The 16,638-nt window shown below is 72.0% G+C and carries 13 protein-coding genes; 6 read left to right on the plus strand and 7 right to left on the minus strand.

Annotation, left to right across the window (positions count from 1 at the left end; genetic code table 11):
- Window positions 1-83 precede the first annotated feature (83 nt).
- Window positions 84-887, minus strand: coding sequence for a CAF17-like 4Fe-4S cluster assembly/insertion protein YgfZ (gene ygfZ / locus POL25_RS25285; protein WP_506417451.1), 804 nt, complete (start codon window positions 885-887; stop codon window positions 84-86).
- 425 nt (window positions 888-1,312) lie between these two features.
- Here ygfZ and POL25_RS25290 point away from each other — a divergent pair, with 425 nt between their 5' ends.
- The 4 genes from POL25_RS25290 to POL25_RS25305 all read left to right on the plus strand — a co-directional run bounded on the left by POL25_RS25290 (window position 1,313) and on the right by POL25_RS25305 (window position 6,934).
- Complete coding sequence (locus POL25_RS25290) at window positions 1,313-2,878, plus strand: TolC family protein (RefSeq protein ID WP_272088728.1); 1,566 nt, start codon at window positions 1,313-1,315, stop codon at window positions 2,876-2,878.
- A 69-nt stretch (window positions 2,879-2,947) separates the two neighbouring features.
- Window positions 2,948-3,583, plus strand: coding sequence for an MlaC/ttg2D family ABC transporter substrate-binding protein (locus POL25_RS25295; RefSeq protein ID WP_272088729.1), 636 nt, complete (start codon window positions 2,948-2,950; stop codon window positions 3,581-3,583).
- A gap of 62 nt (window positions 3,584-3,645) precedes the next feature.
- Window positions 3,646-5,532 (plus strand): hypothetical protein, encoded by a 1,887-nt coding sequence (locus POL25_RS25300; protein ID WP_272088730.1) that lies wholly within the window; start codon window positions 3,646-3,648, stop codon window positions 5,530-5,532.
- A 121-nt stretch (window positions 5,533-5,653) separates the two neighbouring features.
- Window positions 5,654-6,934, plus strand: a complete 1,281-nt coding sequence (locus POL25_RS25305) for a protein-disulfide reductase DsbD family protein (RefSeq protein ID WP_272088731.1) — start codon at window positions 5,654-5,656, stop codon at window positions 6,932-6,934.
- Between the two features lie 306 nt (window positions 6,935-7,240).
- Here POL25_RS25305 and POL25_RS25310 read toward each other — a convergent pair whose 3' ends face one another.
- Window positions 7,241-8,803 (minus strand): N-acetylmuramoyl-L-alanine amidase, encoded by a 1,563-nt coding sequence (locus tag POL25_RS25310; protein ID WP_272088732.1) that lies wholly within the window; start codon window positions 8,801-8,803, stop codon window positions 7,241-7,243.
- 139 nt (window positions 8,804-8,942) lie between these two features.
- Entirely contained in the window at window positions 8,943-9,629 is a 687-nt protein-coding gene (locus POL25_RS25315; protein ID WP_272088733.1) for a glutaredoxin family protein, read from the minus strand.
- 58 nt (window positions 9,630-9,687) lie between these two features.
- Between POL25_RS25315 and POL25_RS25320 the strand changes: the two genes are divergently transcribed.
- Window positions 9,688-11,388: a C45 family autoproteolytic acyltransferase/hydrolase gene (locus POL25_RS25320; RefSeq protein ID WP_272088734.1), complete on the plus strand. Its 1,701-nt coding sequence runs from the start codon at window positions 9,688-9,690 to the stop codon at window positions 11,386-11,388.
- 241 nt (window positions 11,389-11,629) lie between these two features.
- Here the strand turns inward: POL25_RS25320 and POL25_RS25325 are convergent, their stop codons facing one another.
- Window positions 11,630-12,886, minus strand: coding sequence for a cytochrome P450 family protein (locus POL25_RS25325; protein ID WP_272088735.1), 1,257 nt, complete (start codon window positions 12,884-12,886; stop codon window positions 11,630-11,632).
- A gap of 70 nt (window positions 12,887-12,956) precedes the next feature.
- Here POL25_RS25325 and POL25_RS25330 point away from each other — a divergent pair, with 70 nt between their 5' ends.
- Complete coding sequence (locus POL25_RS25330; RefSeq protein WP_272088736.1) at window positions 12,957-13,538, plus strand: TetR family transcriptional regulator; 582 nt, start codon at window positions 12,957-12,959, stop codon at window positions 13,536-13,538.
- A 195-nt stretch (window positions 13,539-13,733) separates the two neighbouring features.
- On the opposite strand, the gene POL25_RS25335 is transcribed toward POL25_RS25330, so the two are convergent.
- The 3 genes from POL25_RS25335 to POL25_RS25345 form a co-directional block, all read right to left on the minus strand.
- Window positions 13,734-14,348 carry a DUF6151 family protein gene (locus POL25_RS25335; protein ID WP_272088737.1) on the minus strand — a complete coding sequence of 205 codons (615 nt, stop codon included), beginning with the start codon at window positions 14,346-14,348 and terminating at the stop codon, window positions 13,734-13,736.
- A gap of 87 nt (window positions 14,349-14,435) precedes the next feature.
- The gene (locus POL25_RS25340; RefSeq protein WP_272088738.1) at window positions 14,436-15,056 is read right to left on the minus strand and encodes a phospholipase D family protein; all 621 of its coding nucleotides are present in this window, start codon (window positions 15,054-15,056) and stop codon (window positions 14,436-14,438) included.
- Between the two features lie 264 nt (window positions 15,057-15,320).
- Window positions 15,321-16,514, minus strand: coding sequence for a hypothetical protein (locus POL25_RS25345; protein WP_272088739.1), 1,194 nt, complete (start codon window positions 16,512-16,514; stop codon window positions 15,321-15,323).
- Window positions 16,515-16,638 lie beyond the last annotated feature (124 nt).

Here is a 16,638-nt window from a genome sequence, read left to right on the forward strand (position 1 = left end):
GCGCGGTCTGGTCTGACCTGTCCTTTCGCGCATGTCTCCTCGCGCTCCTGCGAGCGCGACGCGCGGGGGCTGAGCGGCGCGCTCTACTTTCGCCCTTTGACCCCGGGATCGTCCCCCAGCGGCCCCGAGCGGACCTCGACCGGCCCGATCCCCGCGCCTTCCAGCACCGTCCCCGGCGCCGCCGCGCTGCGGTGCACGATCGCCAGCCCGCTCGCCCCCCCGCTCGGGTCGGGCGCCCAGGTGTCCGCGCGCCCGGCCTGCGGGCGCTCGGGCGCCGCCAGCTCCACCGGTCCTTCCGGACATGTCCCGGCGTGCACCCGCACCAGCACCCGGTTGACCTGCCCGCGCGCGTGGATGCGCGCCAGCGGCTCCTGACCCATGAAGCAGCCCTTGTCGTAGCTCACCGCCGCGACGAAGCCGACTTCGGGCGGGAACGTCCCCGCCGTGATCTCCCGGCCCCACGCCGGCGCCGCCGCCTCGATGCGCCGCGCGTCCCACGTGGTCGAGTTCGCCTCGGTCGCGTTCGCCAGCGCCGCCGCGACCGCCGCCGGCGCGCCGAACACCAGCCAGCCCGGGCCCGGGTAGAGCGTCTCCAGACACTCGATGCCGGCGCCCGCGATCGGCTCCGGCCAGATCATTGCGAACTCGACATCATCGGCGCGCTCGAGCGCGACGTCGTCCATGATGATGTGGCGATCCAGCAGCGCGATCGCCTCGTCGGCGGCCTCCGCCGGCAGCGCCAGGTGCAGCGCACCATCGGCGCACGCCAGCACGATCGCCTCGGTGACCAGCTTGCCCTTCACCGTCAAGATCGCGGCCGGCAGCGCGTAACCCGGGCGAGCCGCCTCGACGTCGGCCGACAGGATCCCCTGGAGGAAGCGGCGCACATCGGATCCCGACAGGCGTAGCAAAATGCGACGCCCGTGCGGCAGCGCGGCGAGGCGGACATATGTCAGGCCCTGCGGGCCCGCGGACGACTGGAGCGGAGTCACGGCGGAAACCATGGCAATTCACCCCCGTCCCGCGCAAGCGCGAGCACACCGCGGCGAACGCACCCCGCGTTCGCGCCGTGCCCCTTGATCGCCCCGTGGCCCCCCTTTAAAAGAGTCCCGTGCCGCGGCCGAGCGCAGCAGGGTTTTTACGCACGCTTGTGAGCGTCCTCGTCGCGCTGGCGGTCGCGCAGCCCGTCGCCGCCGCTCCTCCCCCTGCTGCGCGCACGCCCGCTGCCCTGGCGCCCGCGCCTGTCCCTTCGACCACGTCCCAACAGACAGGTGCGAAGGGCCAGCCAGAGTCGGAGCCTGCCTCTTCGGCCATGTCCCCAAGGACAGAGCCGAAGAGCCCGCCGCCGCCCTCGCCCGAGCAGCCGTTCAACCTCCCGGTCGCCGTGCGCACCGACGCCTACGGCCCGCGCCCGTCCGGCCTGCCCGAGCTGACGCGCGAGCAGATCGTCGCCTACGGCCTGCAGAACCCGCTGGTGAAGGCCGCCGACGCGCAGATCGAGCAGATGGAGGCCACGCTCCAGCGGGCCAAGTTCTCGTGGGTCCCGGTCATCAGGACCACCACCGCGCTCGCGCCCGGCGTCTACACCCGCTGCGAAGACGTCCAGCTACAGACGACCGGCGGCGCCGACCCGGTTGACTTCCAGTACTGCCGCCCGGCCGGCCGAAACGGCGCCTCCGACATCGTCGACGTCGACACCATCAGCGGCTACTTCCGCCAGCTCAAGGAAGCGGGCATCGCTGTCCGCTTCGGCGCCGACTTCATCATCCCGGTGTTCACCTCCGGCAAGATCAAGCACGGCAAGGAGATGGCGGCCGCCGGCGTCGCCCTGGCCCGGCTCGCCAAGGAGCGCGCGCGTCAAGAGACGGTCCTCCGCGTGTATCAGGCCCACACCGCGCTGCTGCTCGCGCGCGAGAGCCTCGCCATCCTCGACGAGGCGTGGAAGGTCGTGCAGGAGGCCAAGGGGCAGATCCTCGTCGACCTCGGCGAGGACGAGGACGCCGATCCCGACGAGAGCAACCCCGACCGCGACCCCGCCGACCTGCCGCGCGTCGAGCTCGGCGAGCTGACCCTGATGGAGCGCGCGCTCGAGGCCCGCAAGATCGAGTCGGTCGCGCTCGCCACGCTGTGGACGATCGCCGGCGAGGCCGCGCCGGTCGGCTTCGACATCGCCGAGCGCTCGCTCGTCACCGACGGCGTCGACGGCGGCCTGCGCGAGCTGCCGCATTACCGCGATCTCGGCGCGCAGCAGCGGCCCGAGGCGAAGATGGCCGCCGGCCTGGTCGAGCTGCGCAAGGCCGGCGAAAAGTTCGCGCGCTCGCAGTTCTTGCCGGACTTCGGCGTCGCGGTGTCGGTTCAGATCTCGTACATGAACCAGGCCGACCGCGACATGAAGGCGCTCTACTACTTCGACCGGTACAACTACAACCGCGTCATCTTCGCCTTCGCGATGAACTGGAACCTCGACTTCCACAACAGCTACTTCGGCCTCAAGAAGGCGCGCGCCGAGCGACGTGAGGCAGAGCACCAGCGGGAGGCCGCGCGCTACCTGCTCGCGCTCGAGGTCGAGAAGGCCTACCGCGACCTGCAGCACGCCGGTCGATCGGTCAAACTGACCGAGCAAGCCACCCGCAAGGCCAAGCAACTGGTCGTCGACCAGCAGGTCAAGCAGACCGTCGGCGGCGGCAACTTCGTCGAGCTCGAGCGGGCCTTGACCCGCTGGGCCGAGTGGCGCTTCAAGCAATTCGAGGCCATTCACGCCCACAACGTCGCCCTCGCGGCCCTCTCGCGCGCGGTCGGCTCCTCCCTGGGGGTCGCCCCCAAGGCTACGGCGGCCGCCGCGCCCCCGAACGCCATTTCCGTGACCTCAAGCCCTTGAAACTGGCTCGTAACCGGCTGAATGTCGCACTCCGGGTCGCCGTCCGAGCGCCCACCTCCGAGGCCGAAAATGCCCAATTCCGCTCGTAGTCTCATCGCCGGGTTCGCGCTCTCCTTCGTCTCCGCCGTCGCCTTCCTCGGGCACGCGCCCGCCGCTGCCGCGGCGACCCCCACGGTCACCCCGTCCGCCGTGTTCAAGGAGCGCCACAGCAAGGTCCTCGAGCTGGTGAAGAAGCGCGCCGACCCCGAGACCCTCGCCAAGGAAGTCGACCAACTGCTCGACTACAAGGCCCTCGCGGAGGCCTCGCTCGGCGGCCCGGCGCGCTACGCCAACAAGTGCGCCCCGCGCTGCGCCGAGTTCGAGGCGCTGCTGACCAAGCTGATCCGCGAGAACTACCTCAAGCGGCTGCGCAGCGACAAGAAGTACGAGCTGACGATCGTCGGCGAAGAGGCCAAGGTCGGCGGTGACATGCGGGTCATCACCAACATCGCCCTGACCCGCGACGGCAAGGCCGAGGTCGTCGAGGTCGTCTACGTGATGCACGCCGTGGGCGACACCTGGAAGGTCGAAGACATCATCACCGACGGTGTCAGCCTGGCCAAGAACTACAAGTTCGAGTTCAACAAGATCATCCGCGACAAGGGCGTCGACGAGCTGATCTTGCGCCTCGACAACAAGCTGGTCGAGCTGGCCAAGAAGAACTGAGCCGCACGCCGGTCGCCCGCTGTCCGCGGGCGCCCGGGTCCGTCTGTGTTAGCCTGGAAGTCGTGCCCCGCGCCGCCTTCACGTCCGGACCGAGGCGCCCCAGCCTGACGCTGGCGGCGCCTCTCCTCGTCGCGGCGCTGACCGCCTGTCCGCAGGACGAGATCGTCATCGTCGGCGAGTTCGGTCGCCCGCTCGCGCTCGGCAGCGGCGACGCGTCTCCGCTGCCGCGCCTCGTCTACCGCCCCGATGGTTGCCCCGGCGAGGCCGCGGCCGGCGGCTGCAGCTCGGTCTGCACCACCGCGCCCGAGAGCTGCCCGCCCGACGCCTGCTTCCCGCTCGTCATCGACAGCGGCAGCCCGATCACCACCCTCGTCGGCGAGGGCGAACCGGTCGCGGTGCGCAGCTGCTTCGAGGTCCGCACCGGCGAGGACGCGCTCGCCGAGGCCCCGATCGAAGGCGCGGCCGACGACGCGATCGCCCGCTTCCGCTTCGACTCGACCCCTTTCATCCGCCTGCCGTGGGCCACAGACGACGTCTCGTGGGGCTGGCAGGTCGGCGACGCCAGCGCCGCGCCGTTCGTCGGCGGCGTGCTCGGCGGCAACGTCCTGCGCCAGATGGCCGTGCGCTTCACCGACGCGCGCGGCAGCGACGGCCCGCAGATCACCTTCTACCGCGAGTTCCCCGGCGTCGAGAGCGTGCTCGCCGATCAGGGCATCGCCGCCCTCCCGCTGCAGTTCCCCGGCCTCCTGCTCGGCAAGCTGATCGACGACGTGTGCCAGCAACCCGACGGCGAGGACTGCGACCTCACCAGCTTCGGCGTGTTCGATCGCAACCGCCCCGAGAGCGCCCTGCAGTCGACCCGCATGGTCCTCGACGCCTGCCTCGGCACCCCGCCGGCCGCCGTCGTCTACAACGCCGGCAGCAACAGCTGTGAGCTGGCCTCGGGGCCAGGTAAGCCCGGCAGCTATCGCTCGCCCACCGGCGTCGCGCGGGCCGACCTCCGCTCCGGCTGCGACCTGCAGGACGTCGCGGCGAGCTCCGGCGACATCGATCACGGCCACGACGCCTCGGTCCTGATCGCCACCGGCCTGCCTGGCCTGGTGCTGTTCGAGGACAGCGCCCAGCGCATGTTCGGCGGCCTCGATCTGCCGCCGTGCGTCGGCGACGGCGGCCTCTCGAGCGGCAGCAAGCGCGACACGCCCGCCTGTATCATGGGTCGGACGGGCCTCCTGCGCGCCCCGGGCTGGCCGCCCGCAGGCACCGCCGAGCAGCCGTTGCTCGAGCTGCGCGTTCGCAGCCTCGCCCTCGTCCCTGGTCTGACGCAGACCACCGGCCAGACCGCCTGCCAGCGGCTCGAAGTGCGCCTCCGGGCCCTGCGCTCGCAGTGCAACATCGCCGCCCGCGAGAAGGTCCCGCGCAGCGCGGCCAACGGCTGTCGCGCCGCCACCGATCGCCTGACCCCGAGCTCGGCCGGCTTCACCTCCGCCGCCGTGGTCGGCCAGGCCTTCGTCGCCAGCGACAGCCGCGTCGATCCCAGCCGGTGGATCCCGACCGTCATCGTCCCCGCCGATCACCCGCTCGTCAGCGCCGTCCGCCGCGACACCAGCCCCGAGGCGCTCCAGCTCGACGGCCTGGTCGGCACCGCCCTCCTGAGCGGCACCGACGTCGTGCTCGACTACACGGACCCGACCCCGAGCGTGCGCGTCGCCTGCAACGACCCCGACGACGGCAGCTGTCTGGCCTTGCCCGCCTGCGTCCCGCGCGAGGATCCGCGGGCGGTCGTGCCCGCCTGCTGCTACGGCCTGCCGGAGGATCTGCTGGTCAGCCTGATCCGCGACCACAGCGCCTACGGCTGCTGCGAGGCGCTCTCGCCGGCCACCATCGACGAGCTGAACAACGCCGAGGCGATCGCCGGGCGCGAGCTTCCCTGCCCCGTGCGCGGCCGCTAGGAGAGGCTCGGCGCCGTTCCACAACGCGCGTTGGCGCGTGACCGCACGCTCGCCGCGGCGCGCGCCCGAGCGCGGCACGCGGCGTCGCGCTGCGTCACGTCGTATGGTTCAGGTCGCCACCATGTCTCCGACCGACGCGTTCGACGCTGCCACCCTCAGCACCTACGCCTGGGCATTCGGCCAGGGCGTCCTCGTCGACCTCACGCCCTGCGTCTATCCGCTGATCCCGATCACAGTCGCCGTGTTCGGGGCCAAGGGCGTGTCACGCGGACGGGCGCTGTTCCTCGCCGCTTCCTACGTGCTCGGCATGGCCGCGCTCTACACCACGCTCGGCGTGGTCGTCGCGCTGTCCGGCGGCCAGTTCGGCGCCTGGCTCGGCGAGCCGGTGGTGGTGCTGCCGATCGTCGGCGTGCTGCTGGCGCTCGCGGCCAGCATGTTCGGCGCCTTCGACCTGCAGCTGCCGGCCGCGGTGCAGACCCGCCTCAACGCCGTCGGCGGCACCGGCCCGGTCGGCGCCTTCCTCATGGGCCTCGTCAGCGGCTTCATCTCCGCGCCGTGCACCGGCCCGGTGCTGCTGTCGCTGCTCGCCGTCATCGCCAAGGGCGCCGCCGAGGGCGACAGCCTGGCCTACGGCGCCTCGCTGCTGTTCACCTACGCGCTCGGCATGGGCACCCTGTTCTTCGCCGTGGCCCTCGGCGCCAGCCTGTTCCGCCCCGGCCGGTGGATGGAGTACGTCAAGAGCGTCTTCGGCGTGGCCCTGCTGGTGATGTCGCTGTGGTTCCTCGCCCCGCTCAGCCCCGAGCTGCGCCGCTTCCTCGCCGACCCGGTCTGGGGCGTGTGGCTCGGCCTGGGCATGGCCCTGCTCGGCCTGGCCGCCGGCGCCATCCACCTCAGCTTCTACGGCGAGCTCGGCGAGAAGCTGCGCAAGGCCGCCGCCGTCGCCGTCGCCGTCGTCGGCATCCAGGTGCTGATCAACAACACGGTCTACGTCCCGTCCGGCTCGTGGAAAGAGGTCCACACGATCGCCGAGCTCGAGGAGGCGCTCACGCGCGCCCAGGACCGCAACCTCCCGGTCGTCATCGACTTCGGCGCCACCTGGTGCGCGCCCTGCCTCGAGATGGAGAAGCTCACCTTCCATCACGAGGAGATCGAGCCGGTGCTCGAGCGCCGCTTCGAGCTGATCAAGATCGACGTCACGCAGGAGACGCCGGAGAAGCAGACCATCAAGCGCGCGTTCGCCAGCGAGACCCTGCCGAGCGTGCTGGTGTTCCCGTCGACGGTCCGCTTCAGCGAGCACTTCGGCGCCCTGCGCAGCGGCGACGCCATGCCCGAGCCGACCCACCACCTCCACAAGTACACCCCGGCCGACCAGTTCGCCCCGCTGATCGCCGACGTGCAGTGAGCTGACTGCAGGGACATGTCCCGCGGGCCATGTCTCCTGCGCCACGGCTCATCCCCGGCTCGCAGCGCCGCCCTCGACGCGGGCAGCCGGGGTAGCGCTACGCTGACGCCTGCCCACCAGGACATGCCACAAAGGACATGTCCATGACGACATGTCCTCGAGCGCATGCCCACAAGCGCATGCCGCAAAGGACATGTCCTCATCTTTGCCAGCGCCCGCCCCCGCGCAGCACGCCCCCGCGTGCCCCGCGTCAGTGTTCGGCCTGGTCGCGCTGACCCGGCTGCCGCTGGCGCCCCGTGCCCCGCGTCAGCGCCGACGCCGACGCCGGATGCCCACGAGCACCAGCACGCTCGCCAGCCAGCCCTCGCGCCCGCCCGCGCTCGAGCGGCACGCGCAGCCGTCCTCGCCGTCTTGCCCGTAGCCCTCGGGCAGGGCCGCCCCGCTCAGCACCGGCGGGCCGGCCTCGTCCCCGCCGGCCTCGGCCTCGCCGCCGTCGTCCCCGGTGGTCGGCTCGCCGCCCTCCGAGCCGGTCGTCGGCGCTCCGGACGGATCGGGCAGCCCCGTCTCGCCGACCTCACCGCCGACCTCGCCGCCCGTCTCACCCGCGCCGGTCTCCCCGGCCCCGCCCGTCTCGCCGTTGCCGCCCGTCTCTCCGCCGCCGGTCGGGTCGGGCGGATCGGGCGGATCGACCGCCACCGGGTCGACGGCGATCGCCACGCGCACCCCCGGATACACCGCCAGGTCGACGATCTCCGCCGCCGGCTCGTAGAGCCCCGGCCCGGCCACGTCGACCGCGTGCGCGCCGGCGCCGACCGGCGGCAGGGCCACGAGACCGTTGGCGTCGACCGCCTGCCCCGGCCCGCCGTCGAGGCTGACCGTCGCGCCCACCGCCGCCATCGCCGCCGGCGCGCACATGGCCGTGAAGTGATTGGGATCGACGAACGCGACCGCGTCGAGCCCGTTGACGCCCGCGCACGGCCCCTGCCCGGCCTCCATCAGCAGTCGCCGGCGCGCCCCGATCGGCGCCGACGCGTGAAGGTAGGTCACCTTCGCCCCGGCGGCGATCGGGCACAGCTCGGGCGCGGTCAGCAGGTCGATCGACTCGGCGGTGCGCTGCAGGTACGTGTTCGTCGTCGCGGTGATCGTACACAGCTTGCTGCGATCGACCACGGCCACGTGGATCTGGCCCTGCGGCACCACGTCGTGCACCAGCCCCATGTACATGTCCCAGTTCCAGCCGCCGCCCGGGTCGGTGTGGCTCTGGTTGGGCAGCTCGACGTGGCCGACGATGTGATCGCGGTCGACCGGGATGTCGTGGCGCGTCGTCAGCCAGCGCGTCAACCTGGCCGAAGAGACATACGTCTCCCACGTGTACCACTTGGCCGGATCGTCGACGTAGCCCTCGTGCTCGATGCCGATCGACGTCGCGTTCGACGAGCCGACGTGCCACGCCTTGTCCTTGTCGAGGACCATCTGCGTGACCTCGCCGTCGACCGAGCGCATGATGTAGTGGCACGACACCTGCGCCTGCGGGTTCTTGAACCACGACTTGGTGCCGGCGTAGCTGCCCTGCATCGTGTGCACGACGACGTGCTGGTACGAGGTGATGCCGCCCGCCGAGTGGTTGCACGCGCAGGCCGGGTCGAACGCGGCCGCCAGCGGATACTCCGGATCGGCGCCCAGCGGCGGCGGCGGCTCGATCGCCCATGACTCGAGCTCGGCCGGGCGCCAGTGGTCGTCCTCGCGCTCCGGCTCCGGCGGGGCGTCCGCCAGCGGATGCGCCGCGGCTGTCCCTGCGGACAGGCCGAGCACCGATGCGCCGATCCACAGCGCCGCGCGGCGCTTCCAGTCCGTGGAGACACCCGTCATGAGACGACGCTAGCCCCGGCGCCGTCCCCACGCAACCGGCTGTTTCGCGCCTGTGCGCCCCGCTACGGCGACCGCACGACCGGCGAGGCCCGCTGCGCCGACGCAGGACGCGCGCCCGGGAACGCGGGCTCTCGCGACCTCAGAGCAGCTGCTCGAGCCGCGCGCGGTTGAACCCGACCATCAACTCGCCGCGCACGTCGATCACCGGCACGCTCCCGGTCTGCACGCCCTTCTCCTTGGCCTTGGCTCGCAGCTCGCCCGCGGCGGTCTGGTCCTTCTCGATGTCCTTGGCGACGTACTTGACGCCCTTCTTGTCGAGGTACGACTGCACCTGCTTGCAGACCCCGCACCACTCGGTCTTGTAGACGATGACATCGGCCTCGCGCGGGGCCACCACCGGCGCCTCGAGCCCGGGCGGCAGCTCGACCGCGCTGCTGCGGCCGAGGCCCAGCGCCAGCTCCTCGAACTGGGCCCGCGGCACCGTCGAGAGCTTCCACGACCCGTCGGCCTCGGGCGTCTTCAAGTTCGCCGCCCACACCGTCCCGTCGGGCGGCTGCGGGCCCTGCAGCAGCGTCACCCGCACCAGCCCGCGCGCCTCCTCGGGCACGTCGGCCGGCTTGCCCGTGTCCTTGAACTGCCCGCGATCGCCCGCGAACGTCAGGACGGCGTCCTTCGCGTCGGCCGGCAGCACCGCCGCGCCGGTCTCGCCGGCCTCCGCGGTCGCCGGCGCCGCCTGCGGCCTCGTCGGCGCGGGCGGCTTCTCCGGCTCGCAGCCGCCTGAGCACAAGATCCACAGTCCGAGCAAGCTCGCGCACCTTCGCTTCATGACGGCGCGAGTATAAGCCGCCACCGCGCCCCGGGCCTGGTAGGCTCGCGCCCGCGCCATGGTGAGACTCGCATCCGGAGGGCCGCCCGAGGGCCGCAGCGTGCTCGCGCTGCTGCGGGCCGTGATCGCCCTCGTCGTCACCCTCACGATCCTCACCTTCGCGCTCTACTCCGGCTATCTCTCGTACACCGACCTCTCGCCGGAGGAGGTCCGCGTCCCGACCGCCGAGCTCACGGTCGACCGCGCCGGCCGCCGCGTCACCTACGGCCGCTCGTCGCTCACCCGCGAGAGTCGGCTGTGGTTCCTCCACCTCGAGGGTCCGCCGGAGGAGATCGGCGACGCCCACGGCCGCCTCGCCGCCCGCCTGTGGGGCGAGCTCGACCGCGACGTCGCGCGCCTGCTGCGCAACCGCTACCCCGAGGGCCTCGAGCGCTGGACCGCCGACATGGTCATGCGCTGGGACTTCCGCGAGTCCGACCACAGCCTCTCCCCCGGCGTGCGCCGCGAGCTGGCCGCCCTGGCCGCCGCCATGCCCGAGGCCGGCGGCGAGCGGCTCTCGAGCTACCACCGCCTCTTCCTCGACCAGAGCTTCGTCGAGCTGACGCGCCGCCTCGACGACGTCCTGCTCGAGGGCACCATGTTCGCCGCCGCCGCGCGGCCCAAAGGCGGCGGAGAGCGCGGCAACCTCGTCATCGGCCGCAGCTTCTTCGCCGACCTCGGCCTCGACGTCGAGCCCGACCGCCTCGTCACCATCGTCCACCCCGACGGCAAGTACCCGTTCGCCTCGGTCGGCTGGGCCGGCCTCATGGGCGTCGTCACCGGCATCAACGCCCGCGGGATCTTCGTCGCCCTCGACCCCACGCGCACCGACGACGCGCTCGAGGAGGGCGTGCCGCTGCCGCTGATCCTGCGCCAGATCCTCGAGGACGCCGACACCCTCGAGCAGGCGCTCGAGATCCTGCAGACCGCCCCGGCGCGCACCTCGGGCGCCGTGCTGGTCGGCGACGGCCGCCAGCGCCGCGCCGCCGTCGTCGAGCTCGCGCGCGACCGCGACGATCGCAAGCCGCGCGGCGAAGACCAGGCGCTGGTGTGGGCCACCAATCACATGCTGCGCGAGTCGTTCGAGCGTGACGCCCAGAACGACCGCATCCGCCGCTTCACCTCGAGCGGCTACCGCTACGATCGCCTCGGCGAGCTGCTGGCCGAGGCGCCCGTCGACCCGGCGCGCGCGGTCGCCATCCTGCGCGACCGCAAGGGCCTCGGCGGCGAGGAGCTCGGGCTCGGCAACCGCAACGCGGTCGACAACCTCCACCTCACCCACGCGGTCGTCGTCGACGCCACCGCCATGGTCATGTGGGTCGGCGAGGGCCCGTCGTCGCTCGGCCGCTTCCGCGCGATCGACCTCCGCCACGCCCTCGGCCGCCGCCAGGAGCGCCCGGCCCCGCTCGACGACTTCCCCGCCGACCGCCTGCTCCACGGCGAGGAGTACAGCGACTACAAGGAGGCCCTCGAGGCCCTCGACCACGCCCGCGGCCTGCTGGCCCGCGGCCTGCCCGAGCAGGCCCTGGCGTCCGCCAGCGTCGCCCTGGCCCTCGCCCCCGACGTCGGCGAGCTGCACCGCCTGCTCGGCGACATCGAGCGCGAGCTCGGCGACCTGCCCGCCGCCCGCCGCCACTACGAGCGCTACCTCGAGCTGGTCCCCGGCCGCCTGCGCGACCAGGAGCGCGTCCGCGGCCTGCTCGAAGAGCTGCGCGAGTAAACACGCCGGGACATGTCCTTACGGGCATGTCCGACAGGGCATGCCCCTGAGGACATGCCCGTTCGAGCATGTCCTCCAGGACACCATGCACACGGCCGCCGGCGAGCTGCCCGTGCTCGCCGCTGCCGCGCGACGCGTGCCCGCGATGACCGTCCGAAGGGACATGTCGACTCGACCACGCCCTTCCAGCGAGTCCCGAAGGCCGCTCCCGACGCGCGGTCCGTGCCCGCGCGCCCCGTCGCTACCCGACGGCCAGCGGCAGCGACGCGAGCCCTCGCAGCCCCATGTTGGCGCGCCAGCGGACCTGGTCCGCCGGCACCGCCAGCCGCAGCCCCGGGAAGCGCTGCAGCAGCGCCGGGATCGCCACCCGCGCCTCCACGCGCGCCAGCGGGGCGCCGAGGCAGTAGTGGGCGCCGAAGCCGAACGACACGTGGCGGTTGGGGCTGCGGGTGATGTCGAGCCGATCCGCGTCGGCGAACGCGGCCTCGTCGAAGTTGGCCGACGCGAGCAGCAAGGTCAGCGTGCTGCCCCGCGGGATCTTGAAGCCGGCGATCTCGAGGTCCTCGCGGACGAACCGCGGCGCCACCGTGCCGACCGGGTTGGTGAACCGCAGCAGCTCCTCGATCGCGCTGTCGATCAGCTCCGGGCGCTCACGCAGCCGCTGTAGCTGTTCGGGGTGCTGCAGCAGCGCCAGGACGCCGTTGCCGATCAGGTTGACCGTGGTCTCGTGGCCCGCGAACAGCAGCAGGAACACCATCGAGATCATCTCGTCCTCGCTGAAGCGGTCGCCGCCGACATCGGCCTGCACGAGCGCCGTGACCAGGTCGTCGCCCGGCTGCTCGCGCCGCAGCTGCACCAGCCGCCGCAGGAACCGGTTGAGCCGGACCATGTTGGGGTAGTTGAAGATGAACCCCGTGAGGCTCATGCCGTCCGGATCGAGCACCTTGCCGATCAGCGCGCGGAACTCCATGCGCTCGGGCTCGGGCACGCCGAGCATCTCGGAGATGACGGTCAACGGCAGCGGCAACGCGAGGTCGGCGATCAGATCGAAGACCGGCTTCCTGGCCGCCGCGTCGAGCAGCTCCGCCGTGATCTGCTCCACGCGCCCCGTCAGGTTGTCGACCATGGCCGGCGTGAACGCCTTCTGCACGAGGTTGCGCAGGCGCCGGTGATCCGGCGGATCTTTCATCACCATGCTGCCGAGGAACAGCTTCATGATGCTGGGCGTCCACCAGCGCTCGAGCGGCCCCTTGCCGCCGTCGCCGAGGGTGCGGCGGTCGTTGGCGACCCGCGGATCTCGCAGCACGTTCATCACCTCCTCGTAGCGGGTGATGACCAGGCTGTCCTGCGTCCAGGTGCGCCAGCGCAGCACCGGTCCGAGCCGCCGCAGCCGCGCGTAGGCGGCCGACGGGTCGAGCCGCGCCTCGGGCCGCTCGAGCTCGCGGCGGACATCGAGACGAACAGGCTCCAGCGGCGGCGACCCAAATGCAGTGCTCATGGTAGGTGGTCCTTCGCGCCGCTTCGGCGGCTCCTTTCCCTTTATGGCATCGAGTGCCAAAATGCAAACCGTGACGAAGCGAGGGCGCCCGCCGGAGACCGATGCGCGCCAGATCGCGCGCGTCGCGTTGGGCCTGTTCGCGCGCCATGGGTTCGACCGCGTGACCATGGACGACATCGCCGAGGCCGCGTCGGTGAGCCGCCGGACCCTCTTCCGCCTGTTCCCCGCGAAATCGGACCTCGTGTGGGACGGCCTCGACGACGTGCGGGACTTCGTGCGCCGGCGCGCCGCCGAGCTGGGGCCCGCCGGGCTGCGGGCCGGCGGGGTGCTGCGCGAGTTCGCCGAGCCGTTCCTGCGCGCGCTCGAAGACCCCGAGGCCGCCGCGCTCGCGCGTCAGCGCCTGCGACTGCTGGCGGCCGCGCCCGCGCTGCTCGCCCACCCGACCCTGCGCGAGATCGAGGCCGTGATCGTCACGACGCTGGCCCCGAGCGAGCCGGGCCAGGCCCCCCCGCCGCTGGTCGTGCGCACGCTGATCGCCGGCACGTTCGCCGCGCTGATGTGGTGGGCCGAGCACGGCGACGGCATGAGCGCGCTGGAGGCCACCCGCGCGGCGCTGCGGGCCCTCGCCGACGACCGCGACCCCTGCGCCTGAGCCCGCGCACGTCCATGGTCTTCGGACCATGCCCTTTGAGACATGTTTATAAAAACATGCGCAACAGGACATGCTCGTTCAGACATGTCCTCCGGAGCTCCTCTCCCGCAGGGGATCATCACGCCGAAGCCAGGCACCAGTCCGTTTCGCCGTGTCCACGTCGACGCTTCGGCGCGGCGCCCCGCACAGGACCTTTCAGACAGGCCCGAGTACCGCCCGCTCGGCCGCCGTCAGCACCTGCGGCGTCACACGCGGCGACTTCGCGCCCCGCGCGAAGAACGGCGACGGCTGGGCGCGCCTCCCGATCAGCCCGCGGGCGAGCAGCCGCAGGACCCGGCCCATGGCCGCCACCGGCACTTTCTCGTGGGTGCCGGGCGGCGTCGGCCCGGTCGCGTCGCGGCCGAACGTCCGCAGCGCCACTGGCCCGAGCGCGCGCTCGTGGGTCGCCGGCTCGGTCGCGGGATCGACGAACGCCGCCGACAGCCCCGCGAACGGCATGCGCGCCGAGGTCAGCGTATTGGCGACCGGCGTGCGGCAGCAATCGACATACCAGCGCAACATCCCCTTGTCCGACAGGCGCATGCAGCGGAGCTGCTCCTGCCCTGACCCGAGCACCAGCTGCGCCGGCGTCAGCTGCAGGATCTCCGCGCCGCCCGCCCCGTCGAGCAGCCCCTCGCCGCCGAGGAACCGCGCGAACGCCTGGCAATCGCGGCAGTAGCAGACCAGGTGGATCACCGTCGCCGGCGACATGTCCTTCGCCACGCCTCGCACCGCGCCGCAGCGACACTTCAGTCCGAGCGTCTCGCTCATGTCGCCGCGACAGTACCACGGCCGCGGAGGCCGCCTCGCTGCCGCGCGCTCCTGCTTTCGTTCGCCCGCAGCCCGCCTCGCGGCCGGCTACTTGTTGCCCGCCGGCGGCTTCGGCTTCACCGCCAGCGGGCGGTCCACCAGGTCGAGCGGCGCCTCGCAGCCCGAGTTTCGCAGCTTGCACGCCTTGCACATGCGGCCGCTCCAGATCGCCTCGTACATCGCCTGCACCTGGTCGATCACGTCCTCGTCCTCGGTCAGCATCCCGACCTCGAAGTTGCGGCGGCCCTCGCCCTTCGCGCCCAGCCCTGCCCCGGTCCAGTTGGCGCTGCCGAGGTAGCACAGGCGGCCGTCGACGATCACCGTCTTGAGGTGCACGCGCGGGCACTGGCGCAGCTCGAGCCCGCCCTCGTAGAGCCGCGCCCGGCGGTCGAAGCTGCGGCGGAACGGCCCGGACGGCGGCGCCGCGTGCAAGATCCGCAGCTCCACCTTCTGCTGCGCCAGCGCGCTGAACACCTCGAGCACCGAGTGGAAGCGGTCGCGCGAGCGGGCCGTCGCGCGTGGGTCCTCCACCAGCAGCTCCTTCAGGTTCGCCGTTGCGATCCACACGCTCGTGCGCGCCGCCCGGACCGCCGGGATCACCGCCTCGTAGTGCCCGCGCCCCGCCACCAGGCGCATGCGGATCGGTCGCTCCGGCAGGACGAAATCCACGGCCTCACTCCGTCGCCGCGCGCACGCGGGGTCTGTCGGGCTCGTCGGGTCGCTGCATCGCGGTCGGCGGATTGTACTCGCCGGGCCTGCGGCTGTCGCCGCGGCGCTCCCGCAGCCGCGTGCAGCCACGGGCTGGCGCCTGTTGCGCCGGATCATCCGAGCCGCGCCCGTGCGCCGTCCCGAGACATGTCCCCGCAGACATGCCCTTACGGACATGCCCCCGAGGACATGCCCCCGAGGACCTGTCCTTTCAGCCCAATCGCATCACATCGGCGGCACGAACTCGTCGCACGTCTGCGCGATCAGGCCGACCGCCTCGGAGAAGAACGAGTCGTAGCTGGGCGCGCACACGCTGCCGGAGATGCCCTGATCGCCGAAAGAGTTGACGAACTCGCGGATGCGCGGGCTCGGCTCGGCGCCGGAGCTGTCGACCAGCGGCCCGCAGATGCTGTTGGGCTGGTCGTTGTCGCCGTACAGGCCGAGGACCACCAGCGCCTTCTCGTCGCCCTTCTTGGCGGCCACCAGCGACGCCTTCCAGCCGGCCGGGTTGCCGGCCGAGCCGTCGCCGAAGTTGTCGTCCTCGTCGGTGACGATGGTGACGACCAGGATCGCGTCCTGGCGCAGGAACCCGTTGTTGCACTGGAACGCCGGGCCGCTCGGCGCGACCGCCTGGACCATCGCCTCCATCGGCCGCTCCGGGTCGGAAGTCGAGCCGGTGCCGACCTGGGCCGCGCAGGCGAACGTCGAAGTCAGGTCGGGCTCGCTCACGTCCATGTAGCGGAAGCCGGTCGAGAAGTTGCAGTCCTTCGAGCTCGACTGCAGGCCGCGCGGATGGGTCACGCCGGCCCCCAGCACGTCCTCGCATTCGAGCGGCGGCGTGCCGCAGGTGTAATCGAGGCCGGCCACCGGGCAGGTGTTGCCGAACAGCGGGCAGATCAGGTTGCAGCCGCCGAACACCCACGGGTCGGTGTCGATCACCATGATGTGATAGTCCTGGGCCTCGTCGAGCTGATCCTGGATCGACGAGATGAAGCCGGGGAAGCTGTCGATCAGCGACTGTTGCTCGTCGCTCATCGACCCCGAATTGTCGATGATGAACAGGAAATCGACCTTGCGACAGCCCATCTCGTCGCCGTCGGTCGTCACCCCGTCGGTGGTCTCCTCGACCCCGACATCGAGCTTGGGGGACCCGCCCGTGCTGGTCGGATCGCTCGTCCCGGTGGTCGTCGGGGCCGACGTCTCGCTGTCGCTGTTGCTCTCGCTGCCGCTGGCCTCCGACGTGGCCTCGGTGCCCGACTGCGACGAACCGGTGGTGCTCGTCGTGTTCGTACTATTGGTGGTCGGCGCCGTCGTCACGCCGGTGGTCGCGTTGCTGTTCGATGTCTCGACGTCGTCACCGCATGCGGAGAGGATCGAGAGCGTGGCGAGAAGGGTGCAGGTACGACGAAATCGGGTCATGGCAGCATCGTCCTTATATACGAGGCCAGTCCCCCACCGCTGCCCGGGCGCCGCGCGCTGCCGTCAGTTGTCGCACGCCAACACGCCCGGCGGCTGGCCACCTTCCGGACACACGTCCTTCGGA

The organism is Nannocystis bainbridge, from assembly GCF_028368995.1.
Lineage (GTDB): Bacteria > Myxococcota_A > Polyangia > Nannocystales > Nannocystaceae > Nannocystis > Nannocystis bainbridge.

Bases quoted from the DNA above. Each gene is read 5' to 3' on its own strand.
- POL25_RS25290 (WP_272088728.1), top strand. From the start codon at position 1,313: ATGTCCCCAAGGACAGAGCCGAAGAGCCCGCCGCCGCCCTCGCCCGAG.
- POL25_RS25295 (WP_272088729.1), top strand. From the start codon at position 2,948: ATGCCCAATTCCGCTCGTAGTCTCATCGCCGGGTTCGCGCTCTCCTTC.
- POL25_RS25305 (WP_272088731.1), top strand. From the start codon at position 5,654: ATGTCTCCGACCGACGCGTTCGACGCTGCCACCCTCAGCACCTACGCC.
- POL25_RS25310 (WP_272088732.1), bottom strand. From the start codon at position 8,803: ATGACGGGTGTCTCCACGGACTGGAAGCGCCGCGCGGCGCTGTGGATC.
- POL25_RS25315 (WP_272088733.1), bottom strand. From the start codon at position 9,629: ATGAAGCGAAGGTGCGCGAGCTTGCTCGGACTGTGGATCTTGTGCTCA.
- POL25_RS25320 (WP_272088734.1), top strand. From the start codon at position 9,688: ATGGTGAGACTCGCATCCGGAGGGCCGCCCGAGGGCCGCAGCGTGCTC.
- POL25_RS25325 (WP_272088735.1), bottom strand. From the start codon at position 12,886: ATGAGCACTGCATTTGGGTCGCCGCCGCTGGAGCCTGTTCGTCTCGAT.
- POL25_RS25335 (WP_272088737.1), bottom strand. From the start codon at position 14,348: ATGAGCGAGACGCTCGGACTGAAGTGTCGCTGCGGCGCGGTGCGAGGC.
- POL25_RS25345 (WP_272088739.1), bottom strand. From the start codon at position 16,514: ATGACCCGATTTCGTCGTACCTGCACCCTTCTCGCCACGCTCTCGATC.